Here is a 20,628-nt window from a genome sequence, read left to right on the forward strand (position 1 = left end):
CAGTCAATGGCAAGCAGCAAAGCTGTGGCTGCTCTCACACTATGATTTCAAATAATATTACTACTGGTCGAAAATATGCTTTTACACAGAATTATGGACTTGACTGCATTCGTATTCCTAGATGCCTTGTAACTGCACGAACGAAGGAAATTTCTTTGCATTCGTGTTCTTAAATACCTCATAAATGCACGAATCATTTGTATCCCTTTCTGAAGAACTTATAAAATATCAACAAAAAAGGTGCTGCAAGATAATTGCAAGCACCCTTCTTTTTTTACTGCTATATTTTAGTAATATCCGTAAGGTCCATATCCTCCGTATGGATAAAATCCTGGTCCATACCCGTATCCCGGACCATAAAACGGCCCTGGACCATAGCCAAACCCCGGTGGACGACCAGCAAGTAATCCTCCTCCTATGAATCCCAACCCGGCTCCGATCAGACCAGCAGTCAATGGGGCAATAAACTCACCAGAACCGTATTCGTAACCATACGGGCCACCGTTTCGCTGCAGTCCCGGATGATACATCATCGGTATATGTTCTACATATCCATTCATTTGCCTGCTCCTTTTCAAAAAATTCGAAGGTACTATTTCCTCACTCTCTACAGCCTATGGTATTCGCCCTGAAAACGAGCTAGGCAAAACCCTAATTTCCGCATTAAATTTGGGTTTTGCCTAATATCAACCTCTAATTAAAATAACCGTCAAGCTTGTCTCCCTTCAAGCATAGGAATAGTTAGGAGTACAAATTGGAGGTGTCCGCTGTGCATGGACAATTGATGAGGTGGATTTGCTATGCTGTCGGCTATGTATTTATCACGTCCGGTGTCATCAAATTAATTGTTCCCGACTTTAAAGGACTATTCGCCGGTCTTGGATTGCCGTATCCTGAGTTAACTTTATTTTTAGTTGCTGTTATTGAAATTGCATGCGGCATGTTGATTGCAGGAAGAATGTATATTAGATTCGCCGCTCCCCCACTCATTCTCATTATGGCCATAGCAATTATTCTTACAAAGATTCCCACTCTCACACATTCCGGATTTCTATCTTTCGCTTTTGAGGCAAGACTTGATATCGTGATGTTAATTCTTCTATTTCTTATTTGGAAGCATGGGAAACATGGAGTGTAGAATACCGTTTTGTGGGTCTCAAAAAAGCGGATTAATCTTAAATTAACCCGCTTTTTTGAGATTCAAGTTATGAATCTGCCGTAACATACGCATCTTTAATGCCTAAGTTACGGATAAAATTCCTCCGTTGCTCTGCTGATTTTTTATTGCGAAATGCCCCCGCTTGGACTCTGTATCTTGTTGCATTTCCCGCTTTAGTTGTCTTAATTATCGCTTCCACATTATTCTTTTTCAGCATGTTACTACGTGTCTCGGCATTTTTACGGGATGCAAAACTTCCTGCAATGACATAATACATACCTGTATCCGGCTTCTCAGGGTCTTTTGGTTTCGCCAGCTTTTTCAACGACAGTGCCCTAGCCAATCCCTCACCGATGGCATCTCCCAGAATATTTAAGAATGATTTATCTCTTAGAAGATTAAGGTCAGCAGTCGTATCTACGAATAAATTTTCCAATAAAATCGCGGGCATCTTCGTTTCACGCAAGACGTGGAAATTTGCCCGTTTTATTCCACGATCACGAGCTCCATATTTTGAAATTACGCTCATGACATATTTATGAAGTGTCTGCTGCGCTCGTACGGTTTGCGATGATACGGGGCCGTTATAAATATAGCTCTCCCAGCCTCTACCACCACCCGCATTAATATGAATCGAACAATAATAGTCAACATTTTCTCGATTCGCGCGGTTGGTACGGGCCGCCAAGCTGACTGTTGTGTCTGTAGTCCTTGTCATACTAACCTTGACATCATAGTTTTTCCGTAAATAATCACGAGTTCGCAACGCGATACTTAGATTGAGGTCCTTTTCTAAATTGCCCCTTTGAGAGGCACCTGGATCGCTTCCGCCATGTCCAGGATCCAACATAATCGTTGGCATGATAACACCTCCTTTATAGTTACAATATGAAAAAAAGACAAAGAAGAAACTTTTAAATACCTAACTGGGAAAAAAAGTTGATAAAAGAGGGGCGTGGGGATTTTATACTGAGGAGAGGTGTATATGGCACAATTGAATTTAGTTTTGGTGTACGGAAACGGTCCATATTGTCATGAAGTAGGATTTTTTTCTGCCTTCGTGCGCTGAGAAGCATTCTATCAGCACGAACGAACGAGTATTTTCTGCCTTCGTGTACTGAGAAGCACTCTATCAACACGAACAAATGATTTTTCTCTGCATTCGTGCACTGAGAAGCACTCTATCAACACGAACGAACAATTTTCCTCTGCATTTGTGCTCTGAGAAGCACTCTATCAACTCGAACGAATCATTTTTCTCTGCATTCGTGCACTGAGAAGCACTCTAACATCACGAACGACCAATTTTTCTCTGCATTCGTGTTCTGAGAAGCGCTCTAACATCATGAACGAACTTTTTTTCTTTGTATTCTTGCACTGAGAAACACACTAACATCATGAACGCACAATTTCTTTCTTGCTTCGTGTTCTGAGAAGCCTTCTAGCGTCATGAACACACTTTTCTCCTCTGCCTTCATGCACTAAGAAGCACTCTATCGTCATGAGCACATTCTTTCTCACTATCTTCATGCAGAGAGCTACTTAATTCCAGATAAAAACGAAAATAAAAAACATTCCCTGTTGCTCTATGCTACAAGGAATGCTTTTATCCGAGAGATTACAACCCGTGACCCGGGTTGCGGTTTTGTCTCGAATGATTTCTTGTTTTCACTTTTTTGGAACCTTGCATCGGCTCGCCGTATGGTTGGTCCGGGCTTTGTGGAATATCCGGGTTTTTCTTTTGTTTCGGTCCTTTAGGTCTCGGTGCCATGGCTACCCCTCCTTCCTTCTAGGAGTATCTTTTGATAAAATTGGGTTGGTTATTCTAAAGAGGATTGTAAAGTGTTGTTCAAATTGAGATTGTCACGATAGCAGGCTTTTTCAAGAAAATGTTAATGAAACTTTTAGTTCTTTAATCGTAATTAAAATGGAAGTGAAGATATTGAAATAGTCGATTTCTTGTTTAATGGGTAATGATAGAGATCTCCAAACATACTATACTAGGCGGGTCATCCATAGCAGTAATCTTTCTTGTTCAGAGATTGTTGATGAATGTTTTCTAAATAACAACTTTATCGGTAGAAAATGTTTGTTACAGTGAACAGGCTATTATTTAGATAAGGAGTTTGTTGATGAAAATTTATGGGTCTATTGTGGACGACGAGACACGTTGTACACATTATCATTCAGAAAAAGATATTATTGCTATTAAATTTAAATGCTGCAATCGCTATTATCCTTGCTACAAATGCCATGAAGAGCATGCGGATCACCGCATCAAACCTTGGCCTGAACAGCAGTTTGACGAATCGGCCATCCTTTGCGGCCGCTGTCACACAAAGTTGACGATTCACCAATACATGCGTACCACAAACTGCCCAAACTGCCAGGCTTCCTTCAATGCGGGATGTACTGCGCATTACCCAATTTATTTTGAACTACAGACTAAATAACAGGCAGCGCTGACGATAAACCGAAGCAGACGTATTGGTGGTCATAGACTATTATATCTCAGCCCTTCTGCAGCTTATATAAACTTCTGACTTTCAAAAAACTCCCTAAAGTAGATTCTACTAAAGGGAGCATGAACTATTGAATAATTATATTGATACATCAAAACGATAAGCTAGTACAACAGTTTGTTCATTTAGTTTAATATGTCTTCCAACCCATCCATTATAGACATGAAGGTACTGAATTTTATCATTAGCGAACTGCGGACTGTACTTCTTCAAGCAATTTAAGTTCTCCGTCAATCATTTGATATACTTTATCACAATATTTTAATAAACGTTCATCATGTGTAACCATAATCGCTGCCTTGTTTCGTGCTTTCAATCCAGTAGACAATAACTCCACGATTTCAAAGGCACGCTGTGTATCAAGACTTGCTGTAGGTTCGTCGGCAAGAATAATATCCGGATCATTCATTAACGCCCGAGCAATTGCTGTCCGTTGACGTTCTCCGCCTGAAAGCTGATCAGGATATTTTTTTAATTTATCACCTAAGCCTACTTCTGTCAGCAACTCTTTTGCAAATCGTTTATCTTCCTCCGTAATGGAGCCCTTCATTTTCTTAACGACTAGAAGTTGGTCAAGCACGGTCAAGTAAGGGACAAGATTCGATGTTTGCAGGATAAAGCCGATTTGTTCCAGACGTAGTTTCGCAAGCTCTTTTGGCTTAAGATTCGCTAGACTAGTCCCATTAATCGTCACATTACCTTCCGAAGGCTGCAGAAGCGCACCTGCAATGGATAAGAATGTACTCTTTCCAGAACCAGATGGACCGATCACCGCAACGAATTCTCCAGGTTGGACTGAAATGGAGACATTATTCAGAGCTGTGAACTTTCTATCTCCTTCTTGATAATGTTTAGATACTTTTTCAAACTTAATTCCTTTCATTATTCAACCCTCCCTATTGCTTGCAGTGGATCAATTTTCGTTATTTTCCGTACGGACAGAAGTGAGCTTAGTACTGACACGACAAGCAATACGAGTGCATAACTGATTACGAGAGTAGGGTTCAGTTCAAAAGGCATCCCTTCTGGGAAAATTGCCGCCGTTCCATAAGTCAGTAATATTCCCAATCCAATACTTACGACAGCAAGCAGGAATATTTGGGAAACCACTGCTCGTCCAAGAAAACCATCACTTGCTCCAATAGCCTTCATAATTCCAAATTGATTTGATTTTTGTAATGTCATCACATAGAAGAAAACAGTAATCACAAATGCGGATATCGCTAAAAGAAAACCGAGCATCATCATAATCGTTCCATTTTCAGCTGTATAGCCTGGAATTCCATTGATGGCTTCTTGTTTCGTTGCTGTTTCTATCCCTTGTATTGCTTGATCGACTTCTTCCGGAATAATTTCATTACCTTGAAGCATAATGGCATTAACTGGATTGCTTACGCCCATATCAGAACCAGGTGCAGCAAAATGAATGTCGCGCCAAGCGTCCATGGTCATAAAAATAGCCGGCAAATGGTTAAAAGATTCATTTTCTACAAACCCGACAACTTTAATGACTTTATCTGTACCTTCAATTTCAAGCGTATCCCCAAGTTTAATGCCTTCATTTTTTAATACATCATTTACAATAACTTCCTGATTTTTACCCTCAGTCAGGGCTTGTCCTTCAATGACTTCAGGTTCTAAAAATGTACCAGGATTGATTCCTAAAAGGGAGGCATCAATTTTTCCATCATCTGAAGTGGCATCCTCTTTAAGAATTACTGCCGTTTGGGAACCCATTGGTGCAGCGTCGTTCACATGTTCCTGTTCCATAAGCTCTTCAGATAAATCCTCTGAAATGACCGATCTTAACATGGAATGGCGGGAGCCTTCTTCAAAAACAACAAAATCAGCATCCATGTTTTTAAACGTCGCGGCACTTAGGGAAGACAAACCATTTCCGAGACCTGATAATATAAAAACAAGCCAAGATATTAATACTAAAATCATGCCAATCATGATAAAACGTAATTTGGCATGCTTAAATTCTCTTAATGCAAGAAACATAATTTCACCTCTATGTTGTAATGGTAACTCGTAATCTACAAATTTTTAATCCAGCTTCATCAGCTCAACCGCAATCCAACAATAATAACAATACCTATGCCTAATAGAGTAGAGATTAATAGGTAGTTGGCATACATTTTTGTAAGTCCAACAAGTGTTTTCTCTTTCTTTAAAGGAATACCTTCCAGTTTTCTAGTCAACCTCACACTATAAATGGACACAAAAATAATCGTTAACAGGATGATCATTGTACCGCCTTGTTCCATGATGGTAAGATAGAGCGGCATTGATTCCCGATTAAACTGTAAAATCATATAAACCCCAGATAACAGTATTAATGTTAAGCTAGGAAGAACTCCCCACATTACCCATTTTTGAATTCGCTTGATAACGGGAGCAAAGTTTGTTAATGCTCTTTCATTCTTGGCAATACCTCTTAAAAGATAGCCAAGCGCCAAAAATGAACCTACCCAGATTGCAACACCAGCAATGTGGAAAATATAACTTAAAGAATACATCGTTTACATCCTTTCTACATTGTTTACCTGGGTTTATCGTAGCAATCGAATATGAACAACATGTTAACAAACTTGCCTCCTGCTTAGAATGTAGTAAAATTAATGGCTTAACGGAAGCTTAAAAGAAAAGGCCGTCCCTTCTCCTGGTTTTGTCTCGACTTCGACTTCCGTTTCATGCAAGTCCAAAATAGATTTAACAATTGCCAATCCAAGCCCTGCTCCGGTTTTACTTGAACGAGCCTCGTCCACCTTGTAAAACCTTCTCCAAATCAGATCTAATTGTTTCTCTTCCATGCCGATTCCATAATCCTTTATCAGCACGCGGACATGACGTCCTTCCCTGATCAACTTGATATCAATGCGCTCATACATATTTGAAAACTGAATAGCATTATGAATGAGATTAACAAGTACCTGTTCCATTCGTTCTTTATCTGCATTAACTACGTAATCTTGGTCCGCTTGAAAACTTATTTTCAGCTGCTTTTCCTTGGAATGTGGTTCAAACTTATGAATGATGGCATTGATTTGTTCCGTTAAGTTATAATCCGTCCGGAAAAGCTTTTGGTGACCTTCTTCCAACTGGTTCATATCCAACGTATCATTTACAAGCTTAATCATCCGTTCTGTCTCATCTTTCATCAGTCCATAATAATGCGCTTGTTTATGGGCTGGAATTGTCCCATCCATCAAAGCAATGATAAACCCCTTTATAGATGTTAATGGGGAACGTAATTCATGAGAGACGTTTGAGATGAATTGCCGTCGAGTCTTTTCTAAATGGTTTAGTTCATCAGCCATATACGTAAAAGATTTCGCCAACTGACCAATTTCATCGTTTAACTCATATTGTACAGACTTCGAAAAGTCACCAGTCGCATAGTGCCTTGCAATCTCGCTCATTTCTCTCAATGGGGCAGAGATTCTTTTTGACATAAACCATAAAATAATCCCTGCAAACAGAATTCCAATGATAAATGTAAAAAGAATCATGAAAATGATTTGTTTATATTCATGGTGTAATTCATGAAAGATCATCACCATAATTGGCCGCTCCACATCATCTATATTCGTATGGAGCGTGCTCGCAATCGTATAACGAAGTTCTCCATCCACAAACCCTCCCTCGGACACTTTTTCTCCTGCAATGACTTGTTCCAAAATATCTTCGGGAATTGGTATAAATGGAGAAGCTTCTGTTAAACCGGGACCATAAATCTGCTCGCCTGTTTCATCGACGAGATAAATAAGATAGTCTGGCTGATTAAGGGATTGGGCAAATATTTTAGCCGTTTCACTGTCACTCCAATTGAATCGCTGTTGATTCTGCAGCTGATTTTCAACCTGTTCATATTGATGTTGATAGATATCTTCAAATTCTTTGTAGAAATTCAAGTGAAATAAATAAAAAAAGACAGCAATAAAGAATAAAAAGGAAATAACAATAATGAATGAATAGCTGAGAAACATCCTGGAAAAGATTGAGTTTTTCTTAAGCAAAAGATTTCACCTCAAACCGATAACCGACTCCTCGAATAGTAGCTACAGACCAATCCGCTTGATGCGCAGCCAGCTTATCCCGGATTCGTTTTATATGGACATCGACGGTACGCGGATCCCCATCAAACTCATAGCCCCATACCCGGTCCAATAACTGCTGCCTTGTCAGCACTTGATTCGGGTTCATTGCCAAGTAATAAAACAATTCCATTTCTTTTGGCGCCATCAATACTTGTTTCTTATTGATTAACACACGATATTCTTTCATATTTATAACGATGTTATCAAAATGTAGCTCATCCTTTTCACTATCCGACAGTATCGTTCGCCGTAATACAGTTTTGATACGCGCGGTTAATTCATTCGGATCAAATGGTTTAACAACATAGTCATCCGCTCCAATGTCCAATCCTTGGATAATATCATACGTTTCCCCTTTGCCAGTCAACATGATGATCGGAACTTGTTTATCTATCAATCGAATTTCCTTACAAACTTCCCAACCATTCATTTTAGGCAGCATAATATCTAGAAGGATACAGTCAGGGGATTCATTGTAAAATAACTCCAACCCTTCTTCTCCATCGGAAGCAGAAATAGAGGAAAAACCGATTTTATCCATATACAACTGGATTAACTCCACAATATTCGAATCATCTTCTATGATTAAAACTTTTATCGGTCGCTTCATGTCATCACCCCTCTTGTCTATTATCTCTGAGTAATATGAACGTGATGTTAATAAATCATACATTAAAACCTGGGCACTTGCATGGTACAGCAAGCGCCCAAAGTTCATTAAAAAATGAGCTGTATGAACAGCTCATTCTTCGTTATGATGATATACTACAACTCTTCCTCTATCCGTTCCAACCACTTCATATCCGCCTCTAAATGCAGCAAAGCCCCTTCAATCAACAATTTCATCGTATCATTTCCAGATAGGGACATTTGTTTTCTTAATTGGGTAAGATGCAAAATATCCTTTAATATCGTTTCCTTTTGATTTCGGATCATCGTTTTTTTGTTCTCATACGATACGTGACTTGCACAAAGAAATTTTATATAAAATTCCTCTTTGAACAACGATCTTCCAACAGGCTCATTGAGCCAAGACCAGAGTTCTTCCTTCCCTGCCTGAGTGATCGTATATAGTTTCCGGTCCTTTTTATCATGACCTGGTGATTCTACAAAAGAATCCCGCTCCAGCCGGTCGAGTGTCGTGTAGACTTGACCGGCATTTAGCGGCCATAACCCTTCAACTAAAGATTCAAATCCGGTTTTCAATTCATAGCCATGTCTTGGTTTCTCATAGATTAGAGCAAGTAATGAATGTTTAACTGACATATCAATATCCCCATTTACTCATATTGAATCGCCTCTTTGACGGAAATTCGTGATGCAGTGTAACTAGGTAACCAGGAAGCGAGAAGTGTAAATAGGATACCACCTGCAATGGCAAGGATCAGGCTGACCCAAGGAATGGCGAAATCCAATAGTCCTTGAGCATCTGCAGAGATGGAATTCAAATAGATGACTAGAATTCCATAAGCTGTTCCAACCACTACCCCTGCAATACCAATAAACAGACCCTCTGCAATAATCATAAATCTCACTTGCCCTTTTGTAAAACCAAGCGCCCGTATCGTTCCTATTTCCTTTACTCGCTCCATCGTATTCATAAATAACGTATTACTTATCCCTACTGCAGCTATTCCGATAATGAGTAAGAGTAGAAACTGAAACAAATCATCAATACCCTTCACTCCGCCAGTTGTCTTTTCAATTGTTAGCGGCAATGTATTTACACCTGAAATAGATGCACCAAACTGTTCCCAAACTACTGCGAGGATAGTTGGGACATCTCCCTCACTTGCCACATCCATCATCACTTTATAACTAAATGGCCAGTTCAACCTATCCTTTATCGTGCTTTCTTCAGCAAAAGCAACATAATTGGAATAATGGGAGGTGAGCACACGTCCTTTGATGAAAACATCCTGCGCTCCTGCCGGTGTTTGAAGTGTCCAAACATCACCTACCTCCACGCCTGCTTCCGCTAAAGCACGATTCCCTAAATAAATTTCTGGGAGTTCACTGGAATCTGTCGTCTCTTCCTCAATTGAAAACTGCTGTGGGGTCGTTTCCGAAAAGGACATGATGGAAAATTCCCTAAGCTTATCGTTGCTCGTATACCAAGTGATATTCGGAATTTCATATGCAGAATAAACCATTTCTACCCCAGGAATTTCTTCCAGAGCATGGAGTTCTTCCTCTGACCACGGGGTTTCTTTCTCCACATGAATATCTCCCCCAAAGGTCTGTTGAACCTCTTCCTCCATTCCTTTAGGCAAATCTTGTAATGCCGCACTCATGAATAAAGCTAAGCTTACCCCGATAGCAAGCATGGCAGCCGTGTTAGCATTTCTCCTTAAAAACTGCTTTATGGAGTTCGACGCTTGTTTACCTGAAAAGCCGAACAACAGGGATAACAACGGACCAATAATCAACTGCAGCAACCTCATCCATAATGGGAACAACAGGACAAGTCCGATAAATAAAGAGAGAAATGCCCATACATTATCAATGAGACCAATCCCTGTAAAGACGATACCTAGCACGATTCGAATTTTACTCAACCGATCAATTCGGATGGACGGATCCTTCTCAAACATTGCTTCTAATATAGGAACCTTTCCTGCTTTGTACACCGGTAGTGAAGCAGCGACAAAAGGAAATAAGAAGCCGATGATGATGGATATTATAATCGGAACAAAAAATACAACATCATACTCAATATTTTGCGTAGCGATGGCTGTTATTAATACTTCCTGTATAGTATCCCCTAACCAAGCACCGAGGCTGACACCAAACACCGTTCCTAAAATTGCAAGGATACTGATTTCCTGTGCAAGCAGGCGAATGACATTGCCATCGGTGTAACCGAGACTTTTCATGATCCCGATTTCCCGTTTCCTCTCCACGATGCTTGTATGAATCATGTTAAAAGCGATAAACGCACTGATGAAAACAGCTAATATGGCAATGAGATCAAAGACATAATAGATACTGTCTATATCATTGTTTTGCTGATTATCTACTACAATCGGCTGAACAAATAGGGAGGCTCCTTCGAATTCATTATCATAAGCAGTCAGTAATTCCTGATGATCGGCGCCTTCCTCGACACTGAACCGGAAATTCGATATTTGACCTTCAAGACCATTTTGCGATTGGAGGGTTTCTAACGGCACCATCACCCGAAAATCCTGATAGAAGGCCGCTTCAAATGTCTGTGGACTGTTCAACATCGGCCCCTCATATACGATTGCAGTAACTTCAAGCGTGCCGATATCCTCAAAAGTGACTGTGTCTCCCACTTCTTTTCCCCAAAGTTCTGCCGCGTTTTCCGTTATAATTAAACCTTCTTCGGTCGTATCACCAGCTTTGACAGGTAACGGCACAATACTTGATTGGAAATCCGAGAGTCCTGTAAATCGTACCGTGCGTTGGGCAGGGACGTCTGTCTCGAGCTCAACCAGTCCTTGTTTCACTAAAGCAGTGACACCTTCGTCGATTTCTTCCCGCTCTTCCAACCAGGCAATTTCAGAGTCATCGAAAAACCCTTCATTACTTTGAATCCAAAAATCTGCTTCTCCTGCATATAACTGCTCCTGCTCATCCATCATGTTGGAGAAGGTATATTTTGCAATCAGCATACTCGTCATGACCGTGACGCCTAGCGTGAGGGCAATCAAGGTGAAAAGGAAACGTTTCTTATGCCGAGTCAGGTTACGCCATGAAACGCGCCAAGAACTTAGCATAGTCGTCATCCTCCCTCTTCACTTCCGCTTCAATTACTCCATCTTTAAACAATATAATCCGATCTGCATATCCTGCCGCAAACATATCATGTGTAACCATGACGATGGTTTGCTTTTGCTCATAATGGAACTTCGCCAATAAATCCAAAATATCTCCACTACGCTTTCTATCCAAGTTCCCGGTTGGCTCATCTGCCAGTAAAAGGGACGGCTTGTGGATCAGCGACCGGGCAATCGCCACCCGCTGTTGCTGTCCACCACTTAATTCATAGGGAAAACGATTTTCATAGCCTGCCAAGTCTACTGCCTTCAACAGATTCTCGACATCGGTTGCTGACACATTCTTTCCATCTGCATGCATCGGAAAAACGATATTCTCGTACACGGTGAGCGTCGGCAGCAATTGATAGTTCTGAAACACAAGACCAATTTCTTTCCTTCTTAATATCGTCCGTTCTTTTTCCGTTTTCGATGTAAGGTCTGTATTCTTCAAATAAATACTTCCTGAATTTGCAGTGTCCAAACCACCGAGCAAATGCAACAGAGTTGTTTTACCAGAGCCACTCGGACCGATAATACAAACAAACTCCCCCTCTTCAATCGAGAGGTCAACCCCTTTTAAAACAGGTACAACTTCCTTCCCGGTTTTGTACTCCTTTGTTAAGCCTGAAACGTTAATCATGTTATTCACCTCTTTATTTTGATGGGAAAATCTTGTAAGACCATGAGTAGATAAAATCAATGATAAAGACGAGTACCCAAATCATGGAAATTCCATAAATCACATCATTTGGATAAGGTGTATCCTGATAATTTTCTGTGCCGATCCACGATAAATCAGTAATATAGTTCATCGCTTCATCGAAACCATTCAATCCATAACTCCAAAAGACAGCCTGCACAACAACAAAAATGAGCAGATGGATCATCGCGCTATAGCGATTCACTTTGGCAATATATTTCGGATCTTTTTGCCTCGCCATAATCCTTCTGTCCTTCTCTGTCAGCAAATCAACTCCTCGCCATTGGCCAATTTTCATCTTCATCCAGCGGTCGAGCTTTTTAAAATCATTTATTCCGAAAGTACATGCGTAAACGACGAAAATCATAATCACAATTTGAAATGTAGAAATCTCACCGGTTTCACGATAAATCACGAGGGCAAGTGCAGCTTCTAAAATGAGCAGAACTAGGAAGAGGAACAAGAAGAGGAGGCTCATTTTTCTCTTTCTGAATAAATAACGAACAACACCAAACAGCAATAAGGAGACGATGGACAGTATTTCAGCAAGGATAAATATCTCCCATTGGTAATCCAATAAAAAATTCATACGCTTTCCACCTTTTTATATACTGAGTAACTATTTACTGAGTATATAGATACCGAGTATATATGTCAATAGGATATTGCCATTTTTATTTTGGTTGATGGAAAATTCATCTTTTAACCAATAAAAAAAGGATTTGTCATGAAAACAAATCCTTTTTTCTATAACAATCCTTTAAGTAAAAAATGCAGCTTCTTATTGATTATCTTGCCTATCTTCCATTTGTTCAGAAGGTTCTTCGGTCGGATCAGGTTCTTGTTCATCATTTGCTGTACCACATCCGAACAATAATCCCGTAGAGAGAATCGCTACAAAAGCACTTCCGAAGATTTTTTTGAACTTCATGTTATTCACCTCACCTAACTAAATTTAATTCATTATTATTACTGTCCAATTTCTTTTGAGGTATGCAAAAATACACTTGGAATCATACATCCGGAGGTATTTACTTCAAGAAATGAAATTTTCCGAAAATAACTGTAACCTTTTTACTTTTCATTCGTTAGTAAAGTAAGAGGAGAAAGAATCTAAAAAGGGGATGATACGCATGAAAACATTCAAGAAAAATAGAAAGATGGGCAGTAAAGTTCATAAGAATGAAGGCGCCAAGATCGAGAAATCCTCAAAACGTAAATATTATCTTGCTTCCGTTTTTCTTCTTTTGCTAGTAGCAATCCCGTTATTCAATAATCACTATGCTCAGACAGCCACTGACGAATTGTCAGGAAGCACCTTTAACATCTCCTATCCAACACCAGATGCACGAAATGATGATCCGAATGGATATGACTCGCTCATGACAGTAGAGTTTTCAGACGGGGAAGCAGCCACACCATCTATCCAAGACGGTGATGGGACATATGAATTAAACGGTGATGTTCTCACTCTTCAATTTGAGAATGAAAACGAATCGTTACAGATAGAATTTAGTCTTAAAGAAAGCGAACAAGATTTCAGCGAGTATTCAGCGGTCATTCGTGATGTTGATTTTGAAAAGAAGAATCCGGATGATATCAGCCATTTTCAAAATCTATTTTATAAATTAAATAAAAAATTGCCTTTGGAATTCATCAAGCGACAGAGCTAACCGCAGAGCATGAACTGCACTCTGCGGCAATCAACGGATTTAATTTTATAACGTTTCTTTCAAATGTTTCGCTTCTGCTATCATTTTCTTTATTAACTTGCTCACAGTTTGCTTTTCAGCTAACCTTGGACTCTGACCAGACCAAAGAGACATAAAATCCGGATTTTTTTGTGAGGAAGAAGCACTTCTAATTCCTTTTGTTAAAGCATTTTGAACGGGAAACTCCGGTAATGTTGCTTCATGCTGCTGCATCTCTGAAATGTATTTATTTTTTATTCCTCTTGCCCATTTCCCTGAAAAAGCCCGCGTTAATACGGTTTGGTCTTCGTGAGCATATAGTATTTCTTCCTTTTGGATAGCCGGAGCCCCGCTTTCCGAAGTTGTTAAAAATGCTGTCCCCATTTGGACACCACTTGCACCTAAACAAACAGAGGCCATTAATCCTCTGCCATCCATAATCCCTCCAGCAGCAACAACAGGAATATTTACTTGGTCAACTGTCTGCGGAATGAGCGACATTAAACCAATTAAACTTTCTTGAGCATGAAGAAGAAAGCTTCCCCGATGTCCCCCAGCCTCACTGCCTTGAACGATGACGATATCCATTCCTGCTTTTTCAACTTCAATCGCCTCTTCTACCGTAGTAGCTGTTCCCATTAAAATAATGTTGTGCTGCTTTAACTCTCTAATCACTTCAGCGGAAGGAATACCGAAAGTGAATGAACAAACAGGTACCTTTTCTTCGATTACTACCTTGATCTGTTCATGGAATGTATCTAATTCATCTTCAAATTGCGGAATTTCCATGCGATCTTCATCTCGTATACCTAATTCATCACGTAAAGGCTGTAATACTTGGTTAGCTGAATCAATCTCATCTTGGATAACAAAGAATTCATTAGGAACAAATAGATTGATACTAAAAGGATTCGACGTTAATTGTTTAATCTCTATTATTTGCTCACGGATTTGGACAGGGGTCATATAGCCCGCCCCAATCGATCCTAGACCTCCAGCATTTGAAACCTCAGCCACTAATTCCGAAGTAGTGATTCCTCCCGCCATAGGCGCCTGTATAATCGGATATTGGATTTGCAATAGCTCTGTCATTTTATTGTTTAGCATAAGATACTCCTTTTCCTTAACCTGCCTTATTATGTATTTCAACAAAAAAAGTGCCAATCCTCCTTTAAAATCGGCAGAAGACCGAACATCATTGTTTCAACCCATGTTTTATCCCTACCTAAGCAGGAATAATGAAACATATTTCACCGTTTTTCCGTAATACTATTACCTATTACATAAGTAGTTGTGAATTTTAAAGGAGTGGAAAAACGATGCTTCGTAAGTATCGTCATTGGAAAAGAAAACGAGCAATTAATAAAGTTAAACCTGGAGACGGCCATCCACTGAAAGAGTACCGCTGGTGGGAAATTTTCACCCGTTCGGTGTTTTATATGAGGATTGTTGAAGAAGACATCGAAAACGTTTATGCAGTGAACGTCGACTATTTCAACGAAGATGAAACGACGGAATTATACCTCAACGGCAAGCATCATGCCACCTCAAACCTTCCAGCAACTTTCCCCGTTGCAGATGGCTATATTGAAGTTGCCACGACGACATTTGGGCTGAAACGAATGCATTATGTCACCGCTGACGGGACCGAACAACAGCTGGCACCCCATCCCCGATCAATGGAAGGCTTACGGATGAAATTTGATCAGCGTTTTCCTGGTATAAGTAAGTTGATAGGTATTGCCGCTATTATTATCTTATTAGTTTCCTTAGTACTTGGCCTTCCCCAACTTGTCGCATTAATTTCTCAAATTGACTTTATATCAGATAGATTTGGAACGTTTGAGTCGCCGATTGTTCTATCGGATTGGTTGAACATGACGCTGGTGGTTGGTGGTACATTGGCTGCATTGGAGCGGGCTATTACGCTAAGGAGTCATTGGTTGATTGATATGGAGACGTGGTGGGATGATTAAAAGTGGTCTACCTCTAGAAGAGAAGTAAAAAAGAAGTTTAGCGCATTTTCCTATAGGAATAGTGCTAAACTTCTTTTTTTACTCGAGGGAGATAATTGGTAAGTCCTGATGTTTCTCATTGTTGTCAAACACCTCGCCTTTATTCACTGAAAACGGGATAAAGTCCACCCGAATTCCGTTAATAAAGAGTGGATTCATATTCAAAACATCATTCATAGAATCCGATCGATATTTCCCCTCGTAAGTAAAGGCAATATCGACATCACTATTATGTCGATGAGTTTCCTTCACCCTACTCCCAATAACCGCCATGCGAATAATATCAAAGTCATCATCTACATAATCCAGCCGATGAGTGATGTAGTCCATTACAATATATGATAATTCATGTACAGTGTAACTTTCTAATCCTTTTGCCGCCACGTGCATGTATAGTCCCCCTAAGTGCATTGGTAGGCATAAAAATCACTTTTGCAACCTCAATTCATATGCTTTGTCTATGTATGCTTTAATTTGTTCGAGACTACTAACCTTTTCTAGACGGATGTATACTTCACCTGGCGTCAATTTAATTCTGTCTGTACTTTTATAGGGAAACCCTAGTAATTCATCAATTTCCTTCTGCATCACTTTTGCAGTTTCAGTGTGGAGTTTTTTACCAAGATGAAGGACAAAACACACTCCACGTGCAGAAGTCATCGTTGCAAACTTATAAGATCCCTTCTTACTAATATAACCAACACAATCCGTATGAATCCCGTTGTTATATCTCTCATGATAATCTTCCACATCATCTTTATAAGGGCTTTGATGATAAAGATAGTAATCAATCTGCTCCGCAAGTGTCTTAGCTTCTGGAGTTTTAAATAGATTAAAATAGTACTGTCTTGGTTGCCCCTTGTGTCTGCCCATGATTTCTCCTTTTTAAACTTTGATAATATATTTTTACTTCCTAACCAACTAGTACACTGGGGATTTGCCCCCTACCGATTCTATACCATACAACTTACTCAGATACTCTTCCACCATATCCGAAACTTCCTCAATACTCAGCACATCCAATATCATAGCTCCGCCTACAACATTCAAATACTTGGTCGCTTGAACAAAGTGCTCACGCTTAACTGGAATACCCTGCTGCTGCCAATTATATAACACAGTTAAGATTCCAATCGTAATATTCTTATTGGATGTAAAGTTACTTGAGAAAAATAACGTTGCTCTTGCTGAAAAATCCTTCTCAGTAAAGAAATCAGTCAACCAGAATGGGTTTTCTTCATTATTTTCATCATAAGTCATATGGCCAACCCACCATAATCGGGATAAAACGTGGATAAACAATGATCTTTTACTATTATATTTGAAGAAGACCCCAGATTCTATGCGCTTGTCATTTTTACCATCAAGTTCATTTTTCATTCTATAATAAAAGAAATCCCTCATTTGCAGATGCAAAAGGCCAGCCCAGACCCTCTCTTGTGTGGCCTGGTTGATTGTAAGATGTTTCAATGATTCATATAAGATTTTTACATTTTCTGCATCACTAATAGAATAGTCTTCATTGAAACTCATAGCGGGTTTCTTGAAATCTATTTTGGATTCGATTACCTTTCCTTTTTGATTGAAATAATCATCAAACCATTCGTCATCTCTATTATAGTAATGTTCTTTATATGCTTCCAAATTGGTCCTCAAATCTATTAACGTTTCCTCTGATAGAAATCTCAGTTTCATGCTTCACCCTCCCTATGAGAACTTTCTTTCTCTATCTCTTCAAAACTTGTCTTAATCGGCTTTCTTAACACCATCTGAGCAGCTTTTAACGCCGACAAACTATCCGTACCAACTTCCTCAATACGAATATTGTTTTCTGCAAAAATCTTCTCCAGGACTTGGTACCATGTCGAGTCTTCAAAATCATAGCTTTCATCAAGCTTTGAGAATACCTGCACTAATGAGGGAAGGAACACATTCGAGAGAATTGTTTGCTTCAGCACAGATTTACGATTATGTATGTACTGCTCATACTCGTACTTCGGCAGAGAAACAATAAGTAAATCCTGGGTTATATCAACTTCCATATATTCACTACGTTCTGATTGCGTCACTTTAATGATGGATGGCAGGTTCAGAAGATCTACATCATCTTCAAATAATGTCGTTTCAATTGCATCACCAATAGCCATTATATTACCTTTTTCAAATACAATAGGTGCACCTTTATAGAAATCGTTTAAATTTGAATTTGTATAGTTCTCAATTGTTGTATTGGCTGTTACAAAAGAAAACAATTCAACCTTTCCACGCAATTTATCAGAAGGAATATGTATTTCCTGATTCACCTTAGTCGTTGGAAAAATCCTCCGATAACTCGTTTGACCATATTCAACATGCAGGATGAAAGTACATGCTTCTTCCTCAATTAAGCCGAGCATCTCCTTATTATCAAGGTGATAAGTAACATATATAACTACTTCTCCAAATAATTCCTTAACATCAATTTCCGCGTGGAAGGAAGAGTCTACATAATCGTCATTATTCATAAAGAGAACGGGATAAGGGTATGACGTACTAATTTTCATAGAGTTCAACCTCCAATACACAATAATTTGGGTAGTCAATACCTACATCGAGAATGAACCTTTTATTTTTTGTAAGTGTATTTACAACCACTACATTGGAATCTATTCTTTCCACAGTAAAATCAGGATCAGATGTCTCTGCAGATACTATTGGTACATCATAATCCGATTGCTCACCTATTACACGGAAAACAAGCTTACCTTGATTAAGTGATTTCTTTGGAGATATGTTAAATCGATACTGACCTTTCATCCTATCCATACACATATAACGTTGTTCCATCCTTACAGGGTGTTTGCTTGGCTTTGCAACTTTTTCTTTATCTTGTGTGCCATCTTTGTCCCGATCCAGCTCGTTGTTGCCTCCCGAATCAGTTAAGCCAGCCCCATCATCTCCACCACCTTGGTGTTCTCCAAATCCATTCCCCCCTAAGTCTCCTGGAGAAATGCCGAATTCACCCACCAATTCTTTTTCCATTTCCTTGATATCCTTACCTTTACGTCTCTTCTTCTCTTCAGGCTTATGTTCTTTTGCTTTTTTTATAATCGACTTTACTCTGCCACCTAGAGATTCTTGTTTAGCCTTCGATTCCTCCGACAGTTCAATTGTATTCGGTAAAAAGTCGCTTAATCCGTAAGCATCCGTTTCTTTTGTGATTTCCTCTTGAAACTCTTCCTTGACCGTATCCCTCAAGAATTTGCGCAAATCAGAATAAATCTTCTTAGCCAGATTAGGATCCTCCTCATAACGATCGTGACTCCATTGATTGTGCTCAGGATTCTCCATCTCTTTGAAAATATCATTCATGTTCGGACCTGTAATCATGAGTATTCCAGTGAAGGATATGGTACCACTGACATGAGTCTGTTCAAACAACCTCATACCAGTTTTTCTTGTCATTAATACTCTTCGATTCAAATTCTCACCGCTAGTCAAATAAAACGTGGCCTCTCCTTCCCTAAAAGTGATGCCCCCTCTATATTTTTTTGCTGGATATTCCTTCTTGATGGTTTGATCAGAGATTAATAGATTATAGTATTCTTTTAATATCCTACTGTCTTCAGTCTCTTCCAATTCATTTATCAGGTCCCCAACATTCTGATGATTAATTTCGTAACCATTGATTTTAACGACAAGGTCTTGTCTATATACAGGGATAAAGAAATCAAACAAGACAGCATTTTTCACTTCTTCCTCCCAGTTATTAGCACGAGGCTCAAATGCCGATATAAATATATCAGTACCACTTTCATTTCTTTGAAACTCGGGATCCAACCTAAGTTGACCAGGTATCGCCGGCGAGTGTTCATCATATGTATAGAACCCATTTCCAGTAGCGACATAATTATCAGACTTCCTAAATGACATGATGTTCGAAACTCCGATATGGGACTCATAACCTTTGATGTCGTATGAAGAATAAAAAAGTGTTCTTAATTGTGAATTTAAAAACGGTGCTGCCTTTCCTATCCCGAAGCTGCCTCCCGAACTCTCTTGCTTATTGGAAGAGCCGGCTTCTTTCACCAAAGATGACCATGGAGATCCTAGCTTTCCAGTGTCCGCCCCTTCTAGCCCTCTCGTATTGAAATCACTTACCCTTAGGAAGTTAATTTCTTCATTAGACAACATAGACAACCCTTCGTCTATAAACCTCTCTGTTTTAGGGTTATTTCCACGCCATGTTCGCTCACAAAGCTGAAAGCTTTCCACTAACTCAACACGTCCAGGGAAGTCAACCGCTTTCACCTTGAATTGACTAAACTCAATTTTGACAGGTTCGGATGGATTTTTGGCCGCATCCAATGAATTTTGAATGATTTCTCTTGTTAATGATTTCAATGGGTTTCCTCTGAACGTCTCTAAACCTGCGTTACTATATGAGTTGATTGCTCCCCCAATGGTCGCAGGAAAATTCCAATACCTCTGCACAATTTATCTCCTCCTAATATTCGATTATATAAACACATGAGTTTTGAATCGGTTAAATAGTTTGGGGTTAAGAATAATATTTAGTTCTTTATTACTTATTATACATAAAATTGAAGCTGTTTTACTACATCACTGCTTATATTTATAGGATAATCTCATGAAAAGATTACCTAATTAAAT

At 39.4% G+C, this 20,628-nt stretch carries 23 protein-coding genes; 4 read left to right on the top strand and 19 right to left on the bottom strand.

Going from position 1 to position 20,628, the window contains the following annotated elements; all coding sequences use genetic code 11:
* Window positions 1-287: 287 nt before the first annotated feature.
* On the bottom strand, window positions 288-560 hold the full coding sequence (locus ACFSBH_RS18650; protein ID WP_251517586.1) for a hypothetical protein: 273 nt from the start codon (window positions 558-560) through the stop codon (window positions 288-290).
* Between the two features lie 209 nt (window positions 561-769).
* Here ACFSBH_RS18650 and ACFSBH_RS18655 point away from each other — a divergent pair, with 209 nt between their 5' ends.
* Entirely contained in the window at window positions 770-1,138 is a 369-nt protein-coding gene (locus ACFSBH_RS18655) for a DoxX family protein (RefSeq protein ID WP_379599052.1), read from the top strand.
* A 67-nt stretch (window positions 1,139-1,205) separates the two neighbouring features.
* Here the strand turns inward: ACFSBH_RS18655 and ACFSBH_RS18660 are convergent, their stop codons facing one another.
* Together ACFSBH_RS18660 and ACFSBH_RS18665 are read right to left on the bottom strand one after the other, a co-directional pair.
* On the bottom strand, window positions 1,206-2,021 hold the full coding sequence (locus ACFSBH_RS18660) for an N-acetylmuramoyl-L-alanine amidase (protein ID WP_379599054.1): 816 nt from the start codon (window positions 2,019-2,021) through the stop codon (window positions 1,206-1,208).
* 756 nt (window positions 2,022-2,777) lie between these two features.
* Complete coding sequence (locus tag ACFSBH_RS18665) at window positions 2,778-2,930, bottom strand: small acid-soluble spore protein P (RefSeq protein WP_379599056.1); 153 nt, start codon at window positions 2,928-2,930, stop codon at window positions 2,778-2,780.
* Between the two features lie 358 nt (window positions 2,931-3,288).
* Between ACFSBH_RS18665 and ACFSBH_RS18670 the strand changes: the two genes are divergently transcribed.
* Window positions 3,289-3,612 (top strand): CHY zinc finger protein, encoded by a 324-nt coding sequence (locus tag ACFSBH_RS18670; RefSeq protein WP_379599058.1) that lies wholly within the window; start codon window positions 3,289-3,291, stop codon window positions 3,610-3,612.
* Window positions 3,613-3,865: 253 nt separating this feature from the next.
* On the opposite strand, the gene ACFSBH_RS18675 is transcribed toward ACFSBH_RS18670, so the two are convergent.
* The 10 genes from ACFSBH_RS18675 to ACFSBH_RS18720 all read right to left on the bottom strand — a co-directional run bounded on the left by ACFSBH_RS18675 (window position 3,866) and on the right by ACFSBH_RS18720 (window position 13,200).
* Window positions 3,866-4,564, bottom strand: a complete 699-nt coding sequence (locus ACFSBH_RS18675; protein WP_379599060.1) for an ABC transporter ATP-binding protein — start codon at window positions 4,562-4,564, stop codon at window positions 3,866-3,868.
* Entirely contained in the window at window positions 4,564-5,685 is a 1,122-nt protein-coding gene (locus ACFSBH_RS18680) for an ABC transporter permease (RefSeq protein WP_379599062.1), read from the bottom strand. The genes ACFSBH_RS18675 and ACFSBH_RS18680 overlap by 1 nt, the downstream gene beginning before the upstream one ends.
* 59 nt (window positions 5,686-5,744) lie before the next feature.
* On the bottom strand, window positions 5,745-6,203 hold the full coding sequence (locus tag ACFSBH_RS18685) for a hypothetical protein (RefSeq protein ID WP_379599064.1): 459 nt from the start codon (window positions 6,201-6,203) through the stop codon (window positions 5,745-5,747).
* Window positions 6,204-6,302: 99 nt separating this feature from the next.
* Complete coding sequence (locus tag ACFSBH_RS18690) at window positions 6,303-7,703, bottom strand: sensor histidine kinase (RefSeq protein WP_379599066.1); 1,401 nt, start codon at window positions 7,701-7,703, stop codon at window positions 6,303-6,305.
* Window positions 7,696-8,394, bottom strand: a complete 699-nt coding sequence (locus ACFSBH_RS18695; protein WP_379599068.1) for a response regulator transcription factor — start codon at window positions 8,392-8,394, stop codon at window positions 7,696-7,698. The genes ACFSBH_RS18690 and ACFSBH_RS18695 overlap by 8 nt, the downstream gene beginning before the upstream one ends.
* 155 nt (window positions 8,395-8,549) lie before the next feature.
* Window positions 8,550-9,050, bottom strand: coding sequence for a PadR family transcriptional regulator (locus ACFSBH_RS18700; protein ID WP_379599070.1), 501 nt, complete (start codon window positions 9,048-9,050; stop codon window positions 8,550-8,552).
* Between the two features lie 14 nt (window positions 9,051-9,064).
* Window positions 9,065-11,527: an FtsX-like permease family protein gene (locus ACFSBH_RS18705; protein WP_379599072.1), complete on the bottom strand. Its 2,463-nt coding sequence runs from the start codon at window positions 11,525-11,527 to the stop codon at window positions 9,065-9,067.
* Window positions 11,496-12,209 (bottom strand): ABC transporter ATP-binding protein, encoded by a 714-nt coding sequence (locus ACFSBH_RS18710; protein ID WP_251516765.1) that lies wholly within the window; start codon window positions 12,207-12,209, stop codon window positions 11,496-11,498. Before ACFSBH_RS18710 ends, ACFSBH_RS18705 begins: the two co-directional genes overlap by 32 nt.
* 13 nt (window positions 12,210-12,222) lie before the next feature.
* Entirely contained in the window at window positions 12,223-12,858 is a 636-nt protein-coding gene (locus ACFSBH_RS18715) for a hypothetical protein (RefSeq protein WP_379599075.1), read from the bottom strand.
* A 192-nt stretch (window positions 12,859-13,050) separates the two neighbouring features.
* Window positions 13,051-13,200, bottom strand: coding sequence for a hypothetical protein (locus ACFSBH_RS18720; RefSeq protein ID WP_251516769.1), 150 nt, complete (start codon window positions 13,198-13,200; stop codon window positions 13,051-13,053).
* A 202-nt stretch (window positions 13,201-13,402) separates the two neighbouring features.
* On the opposite strand from ACFSBH_RS18720, the gene ACFSBH_RS18725 reads away from it, so the two are divergent.
* Entirely contained in the window at window positions 13,403-13,942 is a 540-nt protein-coding gene (locus ACFSBH_RS18725; RefSeq protein ID WP_251516770.1) for a hypothetical protein, read from the top strand.
* A gap of 45 nt (window positions 13,943-13,987) precedes the next feature.
* On the opposite strand, the gene ACFSBH_RS18730 is transcribed toward ACFSBH_RS18725, so the two are convergent.
* A complete protein-coding gene (locus ACFSBH_RS18730; protein WP_379599078.1) occupies window positions 13,988-15,067 on the bottom strand; it encodes an NAD(P)H-dependent flavin oxidoreductase in 1,080 nt (359 codons plus the stop codon).
* Window positions 15,068-15,279: 212 nt separating this feature from the next.
* On the opposite strand from ACFSBH_RS18730, the gene ACFSBH_RS18735 reads away from it, so the two are divergent.
* Window positions 15,280-15,936 carry a hypothetical protein gene (locus tag ACFSBH_RS18735; RefSeq protein ID WP_251516775.1) on the top strand — a complete coding sequence of 219 codons (657 nt, stop codon included), beginning with the start codon at window positions 15,280-15,282 and terminating at the stop codon, window positions 15,934-15,936.
* Between the two features lie 78 nt (window positions 15,937-16,014).
* Here the strand turns inward: ACFSBH_RS18735 and ACFSBH_RS18740 are convergent, their stop codons facing one another.
* From ACFSBH_RS18740 to ACFSBH_RS18760, 5 genes are read right to left on the bottom strand one after another with little or no spacing between them, the layout of a single operon-like run.
* Window positions 16,015-16,365 (bottom strand): nucleotidyltransferase domain-containing protein, encoded by a 351-nt coding sequence (locus ACFSBH_RS18740; RefSeq protein ID WP_379599081.1) that lies wholly within the window; start codon window positions 16,363-16,365, stop codon window positions 16,015-16,017.
* 36 nt (window positions 16,366-16,401) lie between these two features.
* Window positions 16,402-16,848, bottom strand: a complete 447-nt coding sequence (locus tag ACFSBH_RS18745; protein ID WP_379599083.1) for a hypothetical protein — start codon at window positions 16,846-16,848, stop codon at window positions 16,402-16,404.
* Window positions 16,849-16,896: 48 nt separating this feature from the next.
* Window positions 16,897-17,670 carry a DUF6339 family protein gene (locus ACFSBH_RS18750; protein ID WP_379599085.1) on the bottom strand — a complete coding sequence of 258 codons (774 nt, stop codon included), beginning with the start codon at window positions 17,668-17,670 and terminating at the stop codon, window positions 16,897-16,899.
* Window positions 17,667-18,518 (bottom strand): hypothetical protein, encoded by an 852-nt coding sequence (locus ACFSBH_RS18755; protein WP_379599087.1) that lies wholly within the window; start codon window positions 18,516-18,518, stop codon window positions 17,667-17,669. Before ACFSBH_RS18755 ends, ACFSBH_RS18750 begins: the two co-directional genes overlap by 4 nt.
* Window positions 18,508-20,448 (bottom strand): hypothetical protein, encoded by a 1,941-nt coding sequence (locus ACFSBH_RS18760; RefSeq protein ID WP_379599089.1) that lies wholly within the window; start codon window positions 20,446-20,448, stop codon window positions 18,508-18,510. The genes ACFSBH_RS18755 and ACFSBH_RS18760 overlap by 11 nt, the downstream gene beginning before the upstream one ends.
* Between the last annotated feature and the right edge of the window lie 180 nt (window positions 20,449-20,628).

The sequence above is a fragment of the Oceanobacillus luteolus genome, from assembly GCF_042678205.1.
GTDB classification, from domain to species: Bacteria; Bacillota; Bacilli; order Bacillales; family Amphibacillaceae; genus Oceanobacillus; species Oceanobacillus luteolus.

Excerpts from the sequence above, each read along its gene's own strand:
- ACFSBH_RS18700 (WP_379599070.1), bottom strand. The coding sequence starts at position 9,050 with ATGTCAGTTAAACATTCATTACTTGCTCTAATCTATGAGAAACCAAGA.
- ACFSBH_RS18745 (WP_379599083.1), bottom strand. The coding sequence starts at position 16,848 with ATGGGCAGACACAAGGGGCAACCAAGACAGTACTATTTTAATCTATTT.
- ACFSBH_RS18755 (WP_379599087.1), bottom strand. The coding sequence starts at position 18,518 with ATGAAAATTAGTACGTCATACCCTTATCCCGTTCTCTTTATGAATAAT.
- ACFSBH_RS18740 (WP_379599081.1), bottom strand. The coding sequence starts at position 16,365 with ATGCACGTGGCGGCAAAAGGATTAGAAAGTTACACTGTACATGAATTA.
- ACFSBH_RS18735 (WP_251516775.1), top strand. The coding sequence starts at position 15,280 with ATGCTTCGTAAGTATCGTCATTGGAAAAGAAAACGAGCAATTAATAAA.
- ACFSBH_RS18710 (WP_251516765.1), bottom strand. The coding sequence starts at position 12,209 with ATGATTAACGTTTCAGGCTTAACAAAGGAGTACAAAACCGGGAAGGAA.
- ACFSBH_RS18685 (WP_379599064.1), bottom strand. The coding sequence starts at position 6,203 with ATGTATTCTTTAAGTTATATTTTCCACATTGCTGGTGTTGCAATCTGG.
- ACFSBH_RS18675 (WP_379599060.1), bottom strand. The coding sequence starts at position 4,564 with ATGAAAGGAATTAAGTTTGAAAAAGTATCTAAACATTATCAAGAAGGA.
- ACFSBH_RS18660 (WP_379599054.1), bottom strand. The coding sequence starts at position 2,021 with ATGCCAACGATTATGTTGGATCCTGGACATGGCGGAAGCGATCCAGGT.
- ACFSBH_RS18750 (WP_379599085.1), bottom strand. The coding sequence starts at position 17,670 with ATGAAACTGAGATTTCTATCAGAGGAAACGTTAATAGATTTGAGGACC.
- ACFSBH_RS18715 (WP_379599075.1), bottom strand. The coding sequence starts at position 12,858 with ATGAATTTTTTATTGGATTACCAATGGGAGATATTTATCCTTGCTGAA.
- ACFSBH_RS18665 (WP_379599056.1), bottom strand. The coding sequence starts at position 2,930 with ATGGCACCGAGACCTAAAGGACCGAAACAAAAGAAAAACCCGGATATT.
- ACFSBH_RS18720 (WP_251516769.1), bottom strand. The coding sequence starts at position 13,200 with ATGAAGTTCAAAAAAATCTTCGGAAGTGCTTTTGTAGCGATTCTCTCT.
- ACFSBH_RS18695 (WP_379599068.1), bottom strand. The coding sequence starts at position 8,394 with ATGAAGCGACCGATAAAAGTTTTAATCATAGAAGATGATTCGAATATT.
- ACFSBH_RS18730 (WP_379599078.1), bottom strand. The coding sequence starts at position 15,067 with ATGCTAAACAATAAAATGACAGAGCTATTGCAAATCCAATATCCGATT.
- ACFSBH_RS18650 (WP_251517586.1), bottom strand. The coding sequence starts at position 560 with ATGAATGGATATGTAGAACATATACCGATGATGTATCATCCGGGACTG.
- ACFSBH_RS18705 (WP_379599072.1), bottom strand. The coding sequence starts at position 11,527 with ATGCTAAGTTCTTGGCGCGTTTCATGGCGTAACCTGACTCGGCATAAG.
- ACFSBH_RS18725 (WP_251516770.1), top strand. The coding sequence starts at position 13,403 with ATGAAAACATTCAAGAAAAATAGAAAGATGGGCAGTAAAGTTCATAAG.
- ACFSBH_RS18680 (WP_379599062.1), bottom strand. The coding sequence starts at position 5,685 with ATGTTTCTTGCATTAAGAGAATTTAAGCATGCCAAATTACGTTTTATC.